The 14,379-nt window shown below is 70.3% G+C and carries 14 protein-coding genes and 1 pseudogene; 8 read left to right on the top strand and 7 right to left on the bottom strand.

The window, feature by feature from the left end:
* Window positions 1–72: 72 nt before the first annotated feature.
* Together ACFVH0_RS37340 and ACFVH0_RS37335 are read left to right on the top strand one after the other, a co-directional pair.
* A complete protein-coding gene (locus tag ACFVH0_RS37340) occupies window positions 73–663 on the top strand; it encodes an N-acetylmuramoyl-L-alanine amidase (RefSeq protein WP_385827691.1) in 591 nt (196 codons plus the stop codon).
* Window positions 664–696: 33 nt separating this feature from the next.
* Window positions 697–1,614 (top strand): 1-aminocyclopropane-1-carboxylate deaminase/D-cysteine desulfhydrase, encoded by a 918-nt coding sequence (locus tag ACFVH0_RS37335; protein ID WP_385827689.1) that lies wholly within the window; start codon window positions 697–699, stop codon window positions 1,612–1,614.
* On the opposite strand, the gene ACFVH0_RS37330 is transcribed toward ACFVH0_RS37335, so the two are convergent.
* A complete protein-coding gene (locus ACFVH0_RS37330; RefSeq protein ID WP_385827687.1) occupies window positions 1,587–3,191 on the bottom strand; it encodes a Na+/H+ antiporter in 1,605 nt (534 codons plus the stop codon). The two genes, ACFVH0_RS37335 and ACFVH0_RS37330, sit on opposite strands and share 28 nt — an antisense overlap.
* A 35-nt stretch (window positions 3,192–3,226) precedes the next feature.
* On the opposite strand from ACFVH0_RS37330, the gene ACFVH0_RS37325 reads away from it, so the two are divergent.
* The 3 genes from ACFVH0_RS37325 to ACFVH0_RS37315 all read left to right on the top strand — a co-directional run bounded on the left by ACFVH0_RS37325 (window position 3,227) and on the right by ACFVH0_RS37315 (window position 5,081).
* The gene (locus ACFVH0_RS37325) at window positions 3,227–3,487 is read left to right on the top strand and encodes a UBP-type zinc finger domain-containing protein (protein ID WP_124716467.1); all 261 of its coding nucleotides are present in this window, start codon (window positions 3,227–3,229) and stop codon (window positions 3,485–3,487) included.
* A gap of 230 nt (window positions 3,488–3,717) precedes the next feature.
* Window positions 3,718–4,131 (top strand): anti-sigma regulatory factor, encoded by a 414-nt coding sequence (locus ACFVH0_RS37320; RefSeq protein WP_072483809.1) that lies wholly within the window; start codon window positions 3,718–3,720, stop codon window positions 4,129–4,131.
* Window positions 4,128–5,081: an RNA polymerase sigma factor SigF gene (locus tag ACFVH0_RS37315; protein ID WP_371095424.1), complete on the top strand. Its 954-nt coding sequence runs from the start codon at window positions 4,128–4,130 to the stop codon at window positions 5,079–5,081. Before ACFVH0_RS37320 ends, ACFVH0_RS37315 begins: the two co-directional genes overlap by 4 nt.
* A 69-nt stretch (window positions 5,082–5,150) precedes the next feature.
* Here the strand turns inward: ACFVH0_RS37315 and ACFVH0_RS37310 are convergent, their stop codons facing one another.
* Complete coding sequence (locus ACFVH0_RS37310; RefSeq protein WP_206433346.1) at window positions 5,151–5,606, bottom strand: hypothetical protein; 456 nt, start codon at window positions 5,604–5,606, stop codon at window positions 5,151–5,153.
* A gap of 130 nt (window positions 5,607–5,736) precedes the next feature.
* Here ACFVH0_RS37310 and ACFVH0_RS37305 point away from each other — a divergent pair, with 130 nt between their 5' ends.
* Window positions 5,737–6,705, top strand: coding sequence for a diacylglycerol/lipid kinase family protein (locus ACFVH0_RS37305; protein ID WP_384764106.1), 969 nt, complete (start codon window positions 5,737–5,739; stop codon window positions 6,703–6,705).
* Window positions 6,706–7,024: 319 nt separating this feature from the next.
* Window positions 7,025–7,282: a WhiB family transcriptional regulator gene (locus tag ACFVH0_RS37300; RefSeq protein WP_003953983.1), complete on the top strand. Its 258-nt coding sequence runs from the start codon at window positions 7,025–7,027 to the stop codon at window positions 7,280–7,282.
* Window positions 7,283–7,463: 181 nt separating this feature from the next.
* Here ACFVH0_RS37300 and ACFVH0_RS37295 read toward each other — a convergent pair whose 3' ends face one another.
* Both ACFVH0_RS37295 and ACFVH0_RS37290 read right to left on the bottom strand, forming a co-directional pair.
* Window positions 7,464–8,930, bottom strand: a complete 1,467-nt coding sequence (locus tag ACFVH0_RS37295) for a PAS domain-containing sensor histidine kinase (protein ID WP_266499926.1) — start codon at window positions 8,928–8,930, stop codon at window positions 7,464–7,466.
* Window positions 8,931–9,286: 356 nt separating this feature from the next.
* Window positions 9,287–9,733: pseudogene (locus tag ACFVH0_RS37290) on the bottom strand (hypothetical protein).
* 197 nt (window positions 9,734–9,930) lie between these two features.
* On the opposite strand from ACFVH0_RS37290, the gene nagB reads away from it, so the two are divergent.
* Window positions 9,931–10,716 carry a glucosamine-6-phosphate deaminase gene (gene nagB, locus ACFVH0_RS37285; protein ID WP_124716470.1) on the top strand — a complete coding sequence of 262 codons (786 nt, stop codon included), beginning with the start codon at window positions 9,931–9,933 and terminating at the stop codon, window positions 10,714–10,716.
* Window positions 10,717–10,837: 121 nt separating this feature from the next.
* Here nagB and ACFVH0_RS37280 read toward each other — a convergent pair whose 3' ends face one another.
* The 3 genes from ACFVH0_RS37280 to ACFVH0_RS37270 are packed head-to-tail and all read right to left on the bottom strand — an operon-like array spanning window position 10,838 to window position 14,207.
* Entirely contained in the window at window positions 10,838–12,379 is a 1,542-nt protein-coding gene (locus tag ACFVH0_RS37280) for a glycoside hydrolase family 3 protein (RefSeq protein WP_385827685.1), read from the bottom strand.
* A gap of 8 nt (window positions 12,380–12,387) precedes the next feature.
* Complete coding sequence (locus ACFVH0_RS37275) at window positions 12,388–13,218, bottom strand: carbohydrate ABC transporter permease (RefSeq protein WP_385827683.1); 831 nt, start codon at window positions 13,216–13,218, stop codon at window positions 12,388–12,390.
* Entirely contained in the window at window positions 13,215–14,207 is a 993-nt protein-coding gene (locus ACFVH0_RS37270) for a carbohydrate ABC transporter permease (RefSeq protein ID WP_266688719.1), read from the bottom strand. Before ACFVH0_RS37270 ends, ACFVH0_RS37275 begins: the two co-directional genes overlap by 4 nt.
* Between the last annotated feature and the right edge of the window lie 172 nt (window positions 14,208–14,379).

The raw sequence follows: 14,379 nt of genomic DNA, 5'->3' as shown, positions 1-14,379 counted from the left end.
CATGGCCCGGAGAGCGACATTCCGGTACAAGCGGATCAAGGCCCGTTCCCCCCACGTACGAAGGAGACGGCCATGTCCTCACCCATGTCCGCGAGCAGGTTCCTGGAAGTCCTGATGGACGAGGGGCTCACCGTCGTCCAGGTCGGCGACTGGCGCACTCACAACCGCAACCACAAGGGCCCCTGGGGCCCGGTCAACGGCGTGATGATCCACCACACGGTCACCAGCGGCACCGCGGCCACCGTACGCATCTGCCGTGACGGCTACCCGGATCTGCCCGGCCCGCTCTGCCACGGCGTGATCGCCAAGGACGGCCGGATCCACCTGGTCGGCCACGGCCGCGCCAACCACGCCGGACTCGGCGACGACGACGTACTGCGCGCCGTCGTCGCCGAGAAGCGCCTCCCGGGCGACAACGAGGCCAACACCGACGGGAACAGGCACTTCTACGGCTTCGAGTGCGAGAACCTCGGCGACGGCAAGGACCCCTGGCCCGACGCCCAGCTCGAAGCCGTCGAGAAGGCCGCCGCCGCGATCTGCCGCCACCACGGCTGGAACTCCCGCTCGGTGATCGGCCACAAGGAGTGGCAGCCGGGCAAGGTCGACCCGCGCGGCTTCACGATGGACACGATGCGCGCCCGCATCCACGACCGCCTCAAGTGACCGGCGCCCGTCCGGTACGGCGACAATTGCGCCATGCCCTCCGAATCACTCGACCTCGCCCGGCTGCAGCCGGTGCTCCCCTCACCCCTGCAACCGGTCGAGGACGAGCGCTTCGCCCGCCACGGCGTCCGGCTGCTGCTCAAGCGGGACGACCTGATCCACCCCGATCTGCCGGGCAACAAGTGGCGCAAGCTCTCCCTCAATCTGCGGGACGCCGCCGGACGCACCGTGCTGACCTTCGGCGGCGCCTACTCCAACCATCTGCGGGCCACCGCCGCCGCCGGGCGGCTGCTCGGCTTCCCCACCGTCGGGGTGGTGCGCGGGGAGGAGCTGGCCGGCCGGCCGTTGAACCCCTCGCTCGCACGGTGTGCCGCCGACGGAATGACCCTCCACTTCGTGGACCGCGCGACGTACCGCGCGAAGGGTGATCCGGAGGTCCTGGCGGGGCTGCGACGCCTCTTCGGGGAGTGCTGTGTCATCCCGGAGGGCGGCAGCAACGCCCTGGCCGCACAGGGGTGCGCGGAGCTGGGGCGGGAGCTGCGCGGCCGGGCCGGCACGGTCGCGGTGGCCTGCGGTACCGGTGGCACCCTCGCCGGTCTCGCCGCCGGGCTGGCGCCGGGGCAGCGCGCCCTCGGCGTTCCGGTGCTGCGCGGCGGCTTCCTGGGGGACGCGGTGCGGGGGCTCCAGGAGGAGGCCTTCGGCGGTCCGGCCGGCTCGTGGTCGCTGGACGAGCGCTTCCACTTCGGCGGCTACGCCCGTACGACGCCGGCGCTGCACGCCTTCGCCGACGACTTCGAGCGGCGCCACGGCCTGCCCGTCGAGCGGCTCTACGTCGCCAAGCTGCTGTACGCGCTCACCGAACTGGCCGGGGAGGGCGCGTTCCCTCCGGGAACCTCGGTCGCGGCGGTCGTCACGGGCAGCCCTCAGGGGGCGCCCGACTCCTCCCGGTAGGCGGCCGCCTCCTCCAGGTCGAGCCGTCTGAGCAGCGTCCGCAGCATCTCGTCGTCGATCCGCCGCTCGTCCCGCAGCGTCACGAAGACCTCGCGCTCGGCCTCGATCATCTCCCTGGCCAGGCGCCGGTAGGTGTCGTCCGCCGACTCCCCGGTCACCGGATTGGCCGCGCCCAGCCGCTCCCAGACGGCGTTGCGGCGGCGTTCCAGGACGGTGCGCAGCCGGTCGGTGAGGGGGCCCGGCAGCTGGTTGCGCCGGTCGGCCAGCAGTTCCTCCAGCCGTGCCTCGGCGGCCGCGGATGCCTCGCTCTGGGCCTGCGCCTCGGCCAGTGTCTCGGCCTTCGCGTCCCGCCCGGGGAGCTTCAGCACCCGCACCAGCAGCGGCAGGCTGAGCCCCTGGACGACCAGGGTGCCGATGACCGTCGTGAAGGTCAGGAAGAGCACCAGGTTGCGGGCCGGGAAGGGGCTGCCGTCGGTCATGGTGAACGGGATGGAGAAGGCGATGGCGAGCGAGACGACCCCGCGCATCCCGGCCCAGCCCACGATCAGCGGCCCGGTCCAGTTGGTGTCGGTCTCGCGTTCCCTGATCCGTCTCGACAGCCACCGGGGCAGATACGTCGCCGGGTAGACCCAGATGAACCGCACCACGACCACGGCGAGGAACACGATCACCGCGTACCGGACGGCGTCGCCGACCGCGTACGCGCCGAGCCCCTTCAGCACGAAGGGCAGCTGGAGCCCGATCAGCGCGAAGACCGCGGACTCCAGGATGAACGCGACCATCTTCCAGACGGCGCCCTCCTGGAGCCGGGTCGCGAAGTCGACCTGCCAGGACCGGTGGCCCAGGTAGAGCGCCACCACGACCACGGCGAGCACCCCGGAGGCGTGTACGCGTTCGGCCGCCGCGTACGCCACGAAGGGGATCAGCAACGACAGCGTGTTCTGCAGCAGCGATTCCCTGAGATGGGTACGGAGCCAGTGCAGCGGCACCATCAGCGCCAGGCCGACCACCACGCCGCCGACTGCGGCCAGCAGGAACTCACCGATCCCCGCGCCCCAGCTCATGCCCTCGCCCACGGCGGCGGCGATCGCCACCTTGTAGGCGGTGATCGCCGTGGCGTCGTTCACCAGGGACTCCCCCTGCAGGATCGTCGTGACCCGGCCGGGCAGCCCGACCCGGCGCGCGATCGCGGCGGCCGTGACCGCGTCCGGCGGGGCGACGACCGCGCCGAGCACCAGCGCGGCGGTCAGCGGCAGGCCGGGCACCAGGCGGTACGCCAGCCAGCCGACCGCGACGGTCGCGAACAGGACGTAGCCGATCGAGAGCAGCGCGACCGGCCGGAGATTGGCCCGCAGATCGAGGTACGAGCTGTCGACGGCAGCCGTGTAGAGCAACGGCGGCAGCAGCAGCGGCAGCACCACGTGCGCGTCCAGCGTGTAGGTGGGCACCCCCGGCAGGTAGGAGGCGATCAGCCCCACCGTGACCAGCAGCAGGGGGGCCGGCACGGGGGTCCGGCGGGCGGCGCCCGCGACCGCCGCACTGGCCGCGACCAGTGCCACCAGCGGCAATGCGTCCATCTCACGGTCCTCGCATCCGTCGTAACCTGACAATCATGAGTGACTGCCCTCACGTGTCCGCACTGCCGCGCCCCGAACCGGTCCCGCTGAACGTGACCTGTCCGGGCTGCCTGGCCGCGGGCACCCACCCCGTGCAGCTCCGGCTCTGCCTGGTCTGCGGCAACGTCGGCTGCTGCGATTCGTCACCCCTCCAGCACGCCACGGAACACTTCAAGGAGACCGGTCACCCGGTGATGCGGAGCTTCGAACCGGGCGAGAGTTGGCGCTGGTGCTTCGAGGACGGTTCGATCGTCTGACGTCTGGGTACGTCAAACCGGCGCCGGTTGTTCGTAATTGACCGCCGCAGACCCCTAGCCACTGTGTGTACTCATGGGCTTACCATGAGTGACAGCCATGGGCTGGGGCTCTGGCGACACGGCATCATGGGTCGCGATAGCGTCGCGGACCAGAACCGAAGACGTACCACATGGCTCCGGGGCACCCTTCCCGGATCCTCGAAAGAGTTTGTGCCACCTTGGAGGTGAGGGTGTCCCAGATCGCAGGCGAGCCCGGGAATCAGGACTTCGTAGAGGTCCGGCTGCCCGCTGCGGGTGCCTACCTGTCGGTGCTGCGTACGGCCACGGCCGGTCTCGCAGCGCGCTTGGACTTCACTCTCGACGAGATCGAGGATCTTCGCATCGCGGTCGACGAGGCCTGCGCGATCCTGCTTCAGCAGGCCGTGCCGGGCTCCGTCCTCAGCTGCGTCTTCCGGCTCGTCGAGGATTCTCTTGAGGTGACGGTGGCCGCCCCGACGACGGACGGCCGCGCGCCGGAGCGCGACACCTTCGCCTGGACGGTGCTCTCCGCACTGGCCGGCAAGGTCGACTCCTCGGTGGCCGACGACCGTACGGTCAGCATCAGCCTCTACAAACAGCGCGGCGCGGGACCCGGGCCGGCGTGAGCAACGGGAACGGGGACGGTCCTGTGCGGGACGAGACGATGCGACCAGGGGTGGTGCGCGCAGCAGGCATCCCGGAACAGCAGGCCCTGCCCCATCCGGTGGACGGGGCGGACGGGCCGGTGGGCCGTACGGTCGCGGTGGAGCAGTCGCAGGCGGAGCGGGCAGGCCAGATGAGCGAGCACGGGCACCACGATCCACATGACCGCAGCGGGGCGCGGGCGCTGTTCATCGAGCTGCGCGCGCTCCCCGACGGGTCGCCCGAGAAGGCGGAGCTGCGCAATCGGCTGGTGCGGATGCATCTGCCGCTCGTGGAGCACCTGGCCCGCCGGTTCCGCAACCGCGGCGAGCCGCTGGACGATCTGACCCAGGTCGCCACCATCGGCCTGATCAAGTCGGTGGACCGGTTCGACCCGGACCGCGGCGTCGAGTTCTCGACGTACGCGACCCCCACGGTCGTGGGCGAGATCAAGCGCCACTTCCGTGACAAGGGCTGGGCGGTCCGGGTGCCGCGCCGGCTCCAGGAGCTGCGGCTCTCGCTGACCACGGCGACCGCCGAGCTGTCCCAGCAGCACGGCCGCTCGCCGACGGTCCACGAGCTGGCGGAGCGGCTGGGCATCTCCGAGGAAGAGGTCCTGGAGGGCCTGGAATCGGCCAATGCGTACAGCACGCTCTCGCTGGACGTGCCGGACACGGACGACGAGTCCCCCGCGGTCGCGGACACGCTGGGTTCCGAGGACGAGGCGCTGGAGGGCGTCGAGTACCGGGAGTCGCTCAAGCCGCTGCTGGAGGACCTGCCGCCGCGCGAGAAGCGGATTCTGCTGCTGCGCTTCTTCGGCAACATGACCCAGTCGCAGATCGCGCAGGAGGTCGGCATCTCGCAGATGCACGTCTCGCGACTGCTGGCCCGCACGCTGGCGCAGCTGCGCGAGCGGCTGCTCGTCGAGGAGTAGCCGAGGGGCGAGGGGCAGCGGGCGGGGCCACTCGCGGCGCTGCCCCGGCCGCGCACCACGCCCGTCGGTTCAGCTCTCCGGCGTGGTGCCCGGCCGGCGGATGCCGAGTGCCTCGACCGTCGTCGGCCGGACCAGCTGGTAGAGCGCCGTCAGGGTCACGGCGGCGAGGACGATCCCGGCCGGGATCAGCACACCTTGCGACCTCAGCAGCGTCCACGCCACCGGGAGCGCGATGATCTGCGTGATGAGCGCGGGGCCGCGGCTCCAGCTGCGCCGCCGCAGCAGACCGCGGGCGGCGGCCAGCGGAATCGCGGCGAGTGCGATCAGCGTCAGCCCGCCCATCTCCGCCTGCTGCGGGCTCTCGGGGTGCCCGAGCAGCCCCATCACCAGCATGTAGATCCCGCCGATGGCCAGCGCCGCCCCTTCCAGGGCGGTGAGTCCGGCAACGAGAGTGATCCTGCTCGGCTTCGCCGGTTCGAGCCTCGGCGCGGGCGACGAGTCGGGCGTGTTCTGCTGAGTACTCACCCTTGCAGGTTGGCATCCCGGCGCCGCGAAAGCGAAGCCGGGGTCGGAATCGGCAGTGGACCGTCACCGTGCGTAAAGGTCATGGGGCGGGACTTCAGAGTGATACCGCGCGGTAGGTAGTCTGGCGGTCATGCGCGCACTCCTCGTGGTCAATCCAGCTGCTACCACCACCAGTGCGCGGACCCGTGATGTGCTCATCCATGCGCTGGCCAGCGAGATGAAGCTGGAGGCCGTGACCACGGAATACCGCGGCCATGCCCGGGACCTGGGGCGGCGGGCCGCGGACTCCGACGACATCGATCTGGTGGTCGCCCTGGGCGGTGACGGCACGGTCAACGAGGTCGTCAACGGCCTGCTCCACAACGGTCCCGATCCGGACGGCCTGCCGAGCCTCGCGGTGGTGCCCGGCGGCTCCACAAATGTGTTCGCGCGCGCCCTGGGTCTGCCCAACGACGCGGTGGAGGCGACCGGCGCGATCCTGGACGCACTCGCCAACCGGACCGAACGCACGGTCGGCCTCGGACTCGCGGCCGGCACCCCGGGCACCGAGGACGAGTCGGTCCCGGAGCGCTGGTTCACCTTCTGCGCCGGACTCGGATTCGACGCGGGCGTGGTCGGCCGGGTCGAACAGCAACGCGAACGCGGAAAGCGCTCGACGCACGCCCTTTATGTGCGCCAGGTGGTCCGGCAGTTCATCGACGAGCCGCACCGCAGGCATGGCGTGATGACATTGGAAACCCCGGGGCACGATCCGGTCACCGATCTGGCGCTGTCCATAATTTCCAACACCGCCCCCTGGTCCTACCTGGGCAATCGTCCGTTGTACGCGTCTCCGAAGGCCACTTTCGACACCGGGCTGGATGTGCTCGGACTGAAGCGGCTCTCCACTCCGGCGGTCGCCCGTTACGGCACCCAGCTGCTCACTTCGAGCCCGGAGAAGGGCCCGTCCGGCAAGCACGCCGTTTCACTTCATGACCTCACGGACTTCACCTTGCATTCAAAGGTTCCGCTGCCCTTCCAGATGGATGGCGACCACCTGGGAGTGCGCACAAGTGTGACGTTCACAGGCGTACGCCGTGCACTGCGTGTGATTGTGTGAGTGGAAGGGACCAAAGTCCTTTAACTCGAACGTTTGGGCTGGGCTCCACCCCATAGAAGTACGGCTGTGACCTAGTCGACACCGAGGAATCAAAAAAAAGTTTCCAGAAGGGGTTGTATCCGCCGCTGAGGTTTGCGAATCTCTACATGGCGATCGGGACGGCCCGCAACACCGGCCTCCACTGAGAGCCAGAACCCCTCCTCACTTCACAGGACCACAACCAGTTCATCTGGGCGTCGGCCCGTCATCTGCGGGGGGATTCGTGAAAGCGTTCACATTCACAAGCAACAGTATGTAATACCAAGGAGAGGTAGCAGCCATGGACTGGCGTCACAACGCCGTTTGTCGTGAGGAAGACCCCGAGCTGTTCTTCCCCATCGGCAACACCGGTCCTGCGCTGCTGCAGATCGAGGAAGCCAAGGCCGTCTGCCGTCGCTGCCCCGTCATGGAGCAGTGCCTGCAGTGGGCGCTCGAGTCCGGCCAGGACTCCGGCGTCTGGGGTGGCCTCAGCGAGGACGAGCGCCGCGCGATGAAGCGCCGCGCCGCTCGCAACCGGGCGCGTAACGCCAGCGCCTGACCGACGCCACCGCTACGAGCCTCAGCCAGGCGGCGCGTACAGAGCGTACGCACAACCCCGCCCCCCGAGTCGCAGCGCGCAGTACCCCCGAAGCGCATGCATGACCAGTGAGCCCGGACCGTGAACAACGGTCCGGGCTCACTGCTGTGTTCGGGGCGCCCGTGCCCAGGGGCGGGCGGGGCTACTTCTCGGACCGGACCGGGATGTCGAGCACGACCTGGGTGCCGCGCTCGGGAGCCGGGACCATGCCGAAGGTCCCGCCCAACTCGCCCTCCACCAGCGTCCTGACGATCTGGAGCCCCAGATTGCCGGCGCGCTGCGGGTCGAAGCCCTCCGGCAGACCGCATCCGTCGTCCTGGACCGTGATCAGCAGCCGCGTCCCGGCGGAGGAACCGCCGCGCACGGCGGACACCTCGACCGTGCCGGACTCGGCGAGCGTGAAGGCGTGTTCCAGGGCGTTCTGCAGGACCTCCGTGAGCACCATCGCCAGCGGGGTGGCCACTTCGGCGTCGAGGATGCCGAAGCGTCCCGTCCGGCGACAGGTGACCTTGCCCGGCGAGATCTCGGCGACCATCGCGATGACGCGGTCGGCGATCTCGTCGAACTCCACCCGCTCGTCCAGATTCTGGGACAGCGTCTCATGGACGATGGCGATCGAACCGACGCGCCGTACCGCCTCGTTGAGCGCCTCGCGCCCGCGTACCGAGTCCATCCGCCGGGCCTGGAGCCGCAACAGGGCGGCAACGGTCTGGAGGTTGTTCTTCACCCGGTGGTGGATCTCCCGGATGGTGGCGTCCTTGGTGATCAACTCGCGTTCGCGGCGGCGGAGTTCGGTGACGTCCCGGAGCAGGACCAGGGAGCCGATGCGCACGCCCTTGGGCTTGAGCGGGATCGCCCGGAGCTGGATCACCCCGCCCGCGCACTCGACTTCGAACTCCCGGGGCGCGTAGCCGCTGGCCAGTTTGACCAGGGCCTCGTCCACCGGGCCCCGGGAGGGGGCGAGTTCGGCGGTGATGCCGCCCAGGTGCTGGCCGACCAGATCGGAGGCGAGGCCGAGGCGGTGGTAGGCGGAGAGGCCGTTGGGGCTGGCGTACTGGACGACCCCGTCGGCGTCGAGCCTGATCAGCCCGTCGCCGACGCGCGGCGAGGCGTCCATGTCGACCTGCTGGCCGGGGAAGGGGAAGGACCCCGCGGCGATCATCTGGGCCAGGTCGGAGGCCGACTGGAGGTAGGTGAGCTCCAGCCTGGACGGGGTGCGGACGGTGAGCAGGTTGGTATTGCGGGCGATCACCCCGAGGACCCGACCCTCCCTGCGTACGGGGATCGACTCGACCCGTACCGGCACCTCCTCGCGCCACTCCGGGTCGCCCTCGCGCACGATCCGGCCCTCGTCCAGCGCCGCGTCCAGCAGCGGGCGGCGGCCGCGCGGCACCAGGTGTCCGACCATGTCGTCCTGGTAGGAGGTGGGGCCGGTGTTGGGGCGCATCTGGGCCACCGACACATAGCGGGTGCCGTCGCGGGTGGGCACCCAGAGCACGAGGTCGGCGAAGGACAGGTCGGAGAGCAGCTGCCACTCCGAGACCAGCAGATGCAGCCACTCCAGGTCGGTGTCACCGAGGGCTGTGTGCTGGCGGACGAGGTCGTTCATGGAGGGCACGTGTGCGAGCGTACCCGCGGACGGGCGGTGGTTCCGAACCGAACGACCGGACCGTACGTGCAGGAAGACGAGCCCGGAAAATTACGGCGCTCCGACGGATGGACACGGGCGAATGGTCTAGTCCACAATGCTCAAGACAGAGCTTCCGCTCTCCCCGCACAGGAGGGCGGATCGAGGTACCGCGCTCTCTGCCCTGACCGCGCCGGTACCTCTCCCCCGGCCGGGGGCACCGCACACCGCCGGCCGACCGGACCGGCCGTGACGGCCGGTCTTACTCCGGGCTGCGGTGCCGGACGGGCTGAGGGTCCCGTCCCGGCGCCGTGGCCCGCGGGTGTTCCCGGGACCGTTCAGCGGGTCTCGGTGACCTTGGCCAGTGCGCGCGGCGCGTCCGGGTCCTGGCCCCGGGCGATCGTCGCCCCGTACGCCGGCATCTGCGCGGCAGGATCTCCAGCACCGGCTGCACCTCCTCGGCCACGCCCGCCGCAGGCGGCACGAATCCCGTGGAGGCCGCCTCGACCTGGGCCTTCGGGGCCGGCCACGAAGAGGTCCGCGCCGCGGCCTCGCAGCCGGTCCAGGACCGGCTGGAGCGCCTCGCCGCCGGCCTTGTCCGAGGTGCCCCGGGCGGTGAGCAGGACGAAGCGCGGCTTCCTGGCCGCGATCGCGGCGGCCACCTCACGGATCCCGGGGGCGCCCTCGTCGAGGATGCGCCGCAGCATCGCGGGCTGCTCGGCCATCTCGTCGGCCATGGTCCGGCCCGGCCGTTCGCTCTCCCCGGCCGGAGAAGCGGCGGACATGTCGAGTGCCTCCCAGCGGGCTCCCGGTGCGTCGGCAACACCGTTCGGACCAGTCGGCCACGGGGCCCCGGAGGGCCGCCGGCGGACCGCGGCCGGCCCGGGTACGTCCGGCCGTGCCCGCGTTACCGGGTTCTGCTAGATTGGAACCCTATTGGTCTATACCACCTGACTTCACTCTTCAGATCGGCAGGCCCAGCGTGGAAGTTGTCATCGTCCCGGACGCCAAGGCAGGCGGCGAACTCATCGCGGAGGCCATCGGTGCCCTGCTGAGCCGCAAGCCCGACGCACTTCTCGGCGTTGCCACCGGCTCGACCCCGCTGCCCATCTACCAGGCGCTGGCGGCCAAGGTCCGCTCCGGCGCCGTCGATGCCTCGCGGGCGCGCATCTGCCAGCTCGACGAGTACGTCGGGCTGCCCGCGGGCCACCCCGAGTCCTACCGCTCGGTGGTGCTGCGCGAGGTCGTCGAACCGCTCGGCCTGTCCGAGGCGTCCTTCATGGGCCCCGACGGCTCCGCCGAGGACGTCCGGGCGGCCTGCCTGGCGTACGACAGCGCGCTGGCCGAGGCCGGCGGCGTGGACCTCCAGCTCCTCGGCATCGGCACCGACGGGCACATCGGCTTCAACGAGCCGTGCTCCTCGCTCGCCTCCCGTACCCGGATCAAGACGCTCACCGAGCAGACCCGGATCGACAACGCGCGCTTCTTCGACAACGACATATCTCAGGTGCCGCACCACGTGATCACCCAGGGCATCGGCACCATCCTGGAGTCCCGCCACCCGATCCTGCTCGCCACCGGCGAGGGCAAGGCGGACGCCGTGGCGCTGACGGTGGAGGGGCCGGTCGCCTCCGTCGTGCCCGCCTCGGCGCTCCAGCTGCACCCGCACGCGACGGTGGTGGTCGACGAGGCCGCCGCGTCGAAGCTGAAGCTGGCGGACTACTTCCGCGCCACGTACGCCGCCAAGCCGTCGTGGCAGGGCCTGTAGAGCTTCCGGACGGACCGAGAGGGCCGGGGCACCCACGGTGGGTGCCCCGGCCCTCTCGTATGCCGTCACACGGGCTGCGGACGGGTGTGACGCGGCCCCCCGCCCGCATCACACCCGGTACTCAGACCGCCGGGCCGTCCGTGCCCCTGACGATGAGTTCCGCCGCCGCGAGACCGCAGACGCGGGCCGCGCCGTGGGTGGCGATGTGCAGGGCGCCCCTGGGGGCGGCCTGCGGTACGCCCATCTCGACGACGACCGTGTCGGGGCGCTGGGCCACCAGGGCGTCGAGCGCCTCGCCCATCCAGGCGTGGCGGTGGACGTCGCGGACCACCACGACGATGCGCCGCTCCCCCGCCGCCCGCAGCACCGCGGCGGCGGGCGCCTCGGTCTCGCCGCTGTACGTGTCGGTCTCCGTGCCCGGCAGCAGCCGGCCCAGCTCCGCGGCGACACCCCAGGGGGTCTCGTCGCCGACGGCGATGTTCGACGCGGAGGTGAACGCGGCGACGTACGCGGGCTCGGCCAGCGGGGCGGCGGAGCCGGTCGCCCGTACCGCCCGGCGGGCGGCGACCAGGCCGATGTCGGAGCCGATCTGGGCGCCGGGCGCGGTCCCCTCCTGCGTTGCCGCGCCCGGCCCCGAACCGGCCCCCTTGGCCCCCTGCGTCCAGGACGCGAGGGCGCGTACCCGTGCGGCGGCGTCCGCGAGCCGCTCCTCGGGAAGTTCACCGCTGCGCACCGCCCGGACCAGCGCGTCGCGCAGCCGGAGCACCGTGCCGTCGTCCTCCAGGCCGCCGCCCACGCAGAGCGCGTCGGCCCCCGCGGCGATCGCCAGGACGGAGCCGTGCTCGATGCCGTACGTCGCGGCGATGGCCTGCATCTCCACGGCGTCGGTGACGATCAGGCCGTCGTAGCCCAGCTCCTGGCGCAGCAGTCCGGTGAGGATCCGCGGGCTCACCGTCGCGGGGCGGTCCGGGTCGAGCGCCGGCAGCAGGATGTGCGCGCTCATCACGCACTTGGAACCCGCCGCGATGGCGGCCCGGAAGGGCACCAGCTCACGGGCGTGCAGGGTCTCCAGGTCCACGTCGATGCGCGGCATCGCGTGGTGCGAGTCGATCGCGGTGTCGCCGTGCCCAGGGAAGTGCTTGGTGCAGGCGGCGACGCCGGCGGCCTGGAGGCCCTCGATGTACGCGGCGGTGTGCCGGGCCACGAGCGCGGTGTCGGCGCCGAAGGACCGTACGCCGATGATCGGGTTGCCCGGGTTGGAGTTGACGTCGGCGGACGGCGCCCAGTTGAGGTTGACGCCGCACTCGGCGAGCCGACGGCCGAGCTCCTGGGCGACCGCGCGGGTCAGGGCGAAGTCGTCGACGTGGCCGAGGGCCAGGTTGCCGGGGAACGAGGAGCCGGTGCGCACCTCCAGGCGGGTGACGTCACCGCCCTCCTCGTCGATGGCGACGAGGAGGTCGTCGCGCTCGGCCCTGAGCTGGGCGGTGAGCGCGGTGACCTGCTCGGGCGTGCGGATGTTGCGGCCGAACAGGGCGACGGAGGCGAGTCCTTCGTCGACCCGGCGCAGCACCCAGTCCGGGGCGGTGGTGCCGGTGAATCCGGGCTGCAGGACGGCGAGCGCGTCGCGGGTGACGGTGTCCGTGGCGGATATGAGGGTGGTCATGGGCTGTGTTATCCCTTCACGGCACCGTCGGTGAGGCCGCTGACGGCCTTGCGCTGCAGGAAGACGAACAGGATGAGGATCGGGATGGCGAAGATCGAGGCCGCCGCCATGGTGGCGCCCCAGTCGTCGCCGAACTGGCTCTGGAACTGGGAGAGCCAGAGCGGGAGCGTCTTGGCCTCGGGGTCCTTGTTGAGGATCAGGACCAGGGGGAATTCGTTCCACGCGGTGATGAAGCCGAAGAGCGAGGTGGCCATCAGGCCGGGGGCGAGCAGCGGCAGGATCACCTTGACGAACGCCTGCGGGCGGGTGCAGCCGTCGACCATGGCGGACTCCTCCAGTTCCTTGGGCACCGCGGCAACGTAACCGCGCAGCGTCAGGACCGTGAAGGGGAGGACCATCACCATGTAGAAGAGGGTCAGCGGGACCAGGCTGTTGAGCATGTCCGCGTCGCGGACCAGCATGTAGATCGCGATGACCATGACTTCCCACGGCGCCATCTGGGCGATCATGAAGACCAGGATCAGGCCCTTGCGGCCCTTGAACCGCATCCGGGCCAGCGCGAACGACGCGAAGAGCGCGATGATCAGCGAGAAGGTCACGGCGAGCAGGGTGACGGTGAGCGAATTCCCGACCAGCTTCAGGAAGTTCGGTGCGTGGTACGCCGTCTTGAAGTGCTCGAACGTGACGTCGGTCGGGAACCAGACCGGCGTCTCGGTGATGATGTCGCCGGTCGGCTTGAACGCCGTGCTGAACATCCAGTAGACGGGGAAGACCAGGCCGGCGAAGAGGATGATCGCCGTCGCGTTGGGCCAGATGCGGCCGAACAGTGAGCGCTTCACAGCTCGTCCTCCTCTTGCTTGAGAACGATGCGGAGGTAGTACGAGGTCAGCCCCAGCATGATCAGGATGGTCAGCAGCGAGATCGCCGCGCCCATGCCGTAGTGCTGGTTGCCGACGCCTTCGACGAAGGCGTAGACCGGCAGGGTCTCGGTGAGGCGGTTGGGGCCGCCCTCGTTGAGGGTGAAGATCTGCGGGAACGCCTTGAAGATCCAGATGACTTCGAGGAAGGTCGTGGCGTAGAGGAAGGGCCGCAGGAACGGGAACGTCACCGAGGTGAAGCTCTTCCAGACGCCGGCGCCGTCGAGCGATGCGGCCTCGTACAGTTCCTTGGCGATCGTCGTGGTCGCCGCGTACAGGTTGATCGCCACGAACGGGATGGACTGCCAGACGATCAGCAGGGTGACCACGAAGAACGTGGAGAACTGCGATCCGGTCCAGTTGTACTCGGCCATCGAGTGCCAGCCGAGGTGGTCCAGCACGTAGTTGACCACGCCGAAGCGCGAGGCGAACAGCCACTGGAACACGGTGGACGCGGCCACGACCGGCATCGCCCAGGCGAGCACCAGGCCGATCATCAGGGTGAACCGCATCCTCTTGCCGAGGCGGGCGAGCAGCAGTCCGATCAGGGTGCCGAAGACCATGGTCAGGACGACGTTGACGCCGGTGAACACGATCGTGCGGAGCGTGACTCTCCAGAAGTCCTCACCGGTGAGGATCTCCTGGTAGTTCTTGAAGCCGTTCCACTCGGTGACATGCTGGATCAGCTGTCCCATATTGAGGTTCTGGAACGACAGCATGACGTTCTTCACCAGGGGGTACCCGAGGAAGAGCGCCGTCACCGCTAGTGCGGGGACCATCAACAGGTACGGCGCTGCGCCGATGCCCAGTTTCCGCTTGCTGCCCCCGTGCTGCCCGACGGGTGGTTTCCCGTCCTGCCCGCGGACTGCGGCCGTCTTGGCCACATCCGAGGGTTCGGTCTGCACTGCCATGCTCGCCATCTCTTCCAACAAAGCCCTACACGGATCGGTGCGTACAGCCGGGGCGGCGGGTCAGGACCCCCCCCCCCCGCGCGGGACGGGCGACAGGCCAACTGCGGCGGGCTGTGGCGGGTGGTGTGCTCGCCCACGACCAGCTTGGCGGCGTCGGCGGGCGCATTAACCA

It is taken from the genome of Streptomyces sp. NPDC127117 (assembly GCF_042677325.1).
Lineage (GTDB): Bacteria > Actinomycetota > Actinomycetes > Streptomycetales > Streptomycetaceae > Streptomyces.
This window is presented reverse-complemented; position numbering and strand designations above follow the sequence as displayed.